Annotated in this window: 2 protein-coding genes and 1 pseudogene; 1 reads left to right on the top strand and 2 read right to left on the bottom strand. The window is 52.7% G+C overall.

Features of this window, described 5'->3' with window-relative positions:
- Together B5F88_RS19340 and B5F88_RS19335 are read right to left on the bottom strand one after the other, a co-directional pair.
- A pseudogene (locus B5F88_RS19340) lies at nt 1-346 on the bottom strand (hypothetical protein); the annotation flags it as partial.
- Between the two features lie 31 nt (nt 347-377).
- Nucleotides 378-1,220, bottom strand: a complete 843-nt coding sequence (locus B5F88_RS19335; RefSeq protein ID WP_087937037.1) for a hypothetical protein — start codon at nt 1,218-1,220, stop codon at nt 378-380.
- A gap of 260 nt (nt 1,221-1,480) precedes the next feature.
- On the opposite strand from B5F88_RS19335, the gene B5F88_RS19330 reads away from it, so the two are divergent.
- Nucleotides 1,481-1,684 carry a transposon-encoded TnpW family protein gene (locus tag B5F88_RS19330; RefSeq protein ID WP_087937036.1) on the top strand — a complete coding sequence of 68 codons (204 nt, stop codon included), beginning with the start codon at nt 1,481-1,483 and terminating at the stop codon, nt 1,682-1,684.
- Nucleotides 1,685-1,720 lie beyond the last annotated feature (36 nt).

The following is a 1,720-nucleotide window of genomic DNA, read 5'->3' as shown; positions in this document are numbered from 1 at the left end:
TGGATTCTTCCTTAATGAAGTGGTTTTTGGGCAGGTATACCGCCTCATAGTCCATAAAGGACGGCGTGGTGGGCAGGGCGGTCATCAGCCCCAGCAGGCCGTACCGGGTGATAAACTCCATTACCGCCTTTTCCACTTCTGCTTCCGGCTTGCGTCCCATCATCAGCATCCCCACATTCAGCGCATCCAGCACAATGTTGGGGACCTCTTTCAGCGGATTGTAGACGTCCGGCTTCGCGCTCTTGCTGGGGGTGATATACCGCTTGCCATCTCCCGCTGTTTTCAGCTCATAGTGATCGTACCGCACCCAATGGGAACGGGATTGTTCAAATAAATTTTTCATCATACACGCCCTTTCTCCTTAATCGTCCCAATTATCAGGGGCGGTTTTTCTTTTTTCTGCGCTTGGTCTTGTTCTCCCGCCGGATCACGGCATCCTTGCCCTGTTTCTTTGCGATTTTCGAGTATTCCTCCAAAAACTGACGTTCCCGCAAGGTCAGGCTATGTTCCGGTTTGCCGCACAGATGGTCATACATCTGGCGCTGCAATTTTTTGTGGATGGTTTTCCGCAGCTTTCGGATGTTGCGGTCAGACTGCCCACGCACAGCGGCAAGCCGGGTAGAGCTGTATAGGCGCAAAGAGAGAAAATACAAAACTTCCTTGTGTTCCTCGCTTAGTTCCTCCACCATGCGGGAAATAAAGGGATCAGCGGTCAGGTTGTGCATCTCATAGGGGCAGTCAAACAGGATGTCCAGAAAGTTTCCAGCCATCAGCTGCCGGTATGCGGGGTTGTTCATCCAGCGGGGAATGAGCTTCGGTTCCGGCACCGCCTGATATTCCAGCGGCACATCCCCACGGAGGTTTTCGTGGTCCCGTTCCCGGCGCTCCCGGTTCCGGTCCAGCTTGTTCCATTCCTCCACCACGGCCCGGAAATCTTTCTCCGTGCGTGCTGCTTCCTCCAGCCGCCGTATGGCCTCGGCCCGCATCTCCCGTTTGAGCCGTTTATCACTGACCGGGGCAGCTTCTTCCTCCTCGTCCTCCAGCTCTGCTTCATAGTCGATGGGATGCTCGTCCTGCTCCAGCTCGCTTTCCAGCTCGGCCAGACGTTCTTCCGCAAGCGCCTGTTCCAGCGTTTCCTCCGCCCCAGCGCCTGTCCCATCGTCCCATCCGGTGAAGCCACCCTCGGTATCCAGAAGCTCGTCATCAGACAGATACGCCATGACCCCACCTCTTTTCAAAAAAATTTTTCGATTTTTCAAAAATGGTTCCGTTTTGCACCCCGGATTTCTCCTATTAGTGAAAGAGTAATCTGAAAACAAGTTACTCAGGTTACATTGGCTCGTTCACGCAGGAGAAAGGGGGCTTTCGCCATGTTCAGGCTTGACACAAAAAAGAAGTAACACAATCGCAGGTTACAGGCAACGGAACTATAATAACAGTATACACCGGATGCGCCGAAAGCGCAAGAAAGAGAGGTTCTATGGCAGATAAAAACGTCGTGTTTCTGACTCGGCACATTGGCAACACCACCTATAAAGTTCGTGTTTACCTTAGCGAAACCGCCGAGGAAACGATGGAAGATAAAATTCTGCGGCTGATCCGCAACGACGAGCTGGCAAACCAGCCGGAATGTGGTATAATGGAACTGCCACAAATGAGCCGTCCGTCTGAAAGGAGCGCCTGATATGGCAAACAGACAGACGGAAGAAAAAATCACTGC

It is taken from the genome of Flavonifractor sp. An306 (genome assembly GCF_002159455.1).
GTDB lineage: Bacteria > Bacillota > Clostridia > Oscillospirales > Oscillospiraceae > Flavonifractor.
Note: the sequence above shows the minus strand (reverse complement) of the source record. Positions and strands in the feature narration are given on the sequence as shown.

What these genes read in the sequence shown, in the direction of transcription:
- B5F88_RS19335 (WP_087937037.1), bottom strand. Translation starts at nt 1,220, where the DNA reads ATGGCGTATCTGTCTGATGACGAGCTTCTGGATACCGAGGGTGGCTTC.
- B5F88_RS19330 (WP_087937036.1), top strand. Translation starts at nt 1,481, where the DNA reads ATGGCAGATAAAAACGTCGTGTTTCTGACTCGGCACATTGGCAACACC.